The organism is uncultured Algibacter sp., from assembly GCF_947495675.1.
Classification (GTDB): Bacteria; Bacteroidota; Bacteroidia; order Flavobacteriales; family Flavobacteriaceae; genus Algibacter_B.
On the sequence record NZ_CANLZX010000070.1, the window covers coordinates 1 to 311 of the forward strand.

General features: G+C 37.0%; 1 pseudogene. It reads right to left on the reverse strand.

What is annotated here, in order from left to right:
- Nucleotides 1-311 (reverse strand): annotated as a pseudogene (locus Q0842_RS16140) (transketolase); the annotation flags it as partial.

Below are 311 nucleotides of genomic sequence, written 5' to 3' on the forward strand. Positions count from 1 at the left end.
GCTAAGCCTGCTTTATGATCGATAGATTCAAAATCTAATTCTGGTAGGTTTCCTGATAAAAAGAAATCTAATTTATTAGCTAATGCCTCATTATCGCTTCTCCAAGCGTCAATTACTGCTTTCTTTGCCGCAGCTGATGCTGTTTTTTTAGCTATAACTTCTTTATAAAAAGTACTTACTTCGTTATTTATATCGAATGGGTTTTCTACACTTGATCCTAAATTCAACATCGTCTTTGCGTAATCTGCTCCTGTATGTCCAATCGGCTGTCCGTGTAATTCACAGTAACCCTCAAACATACTGCCATCTGC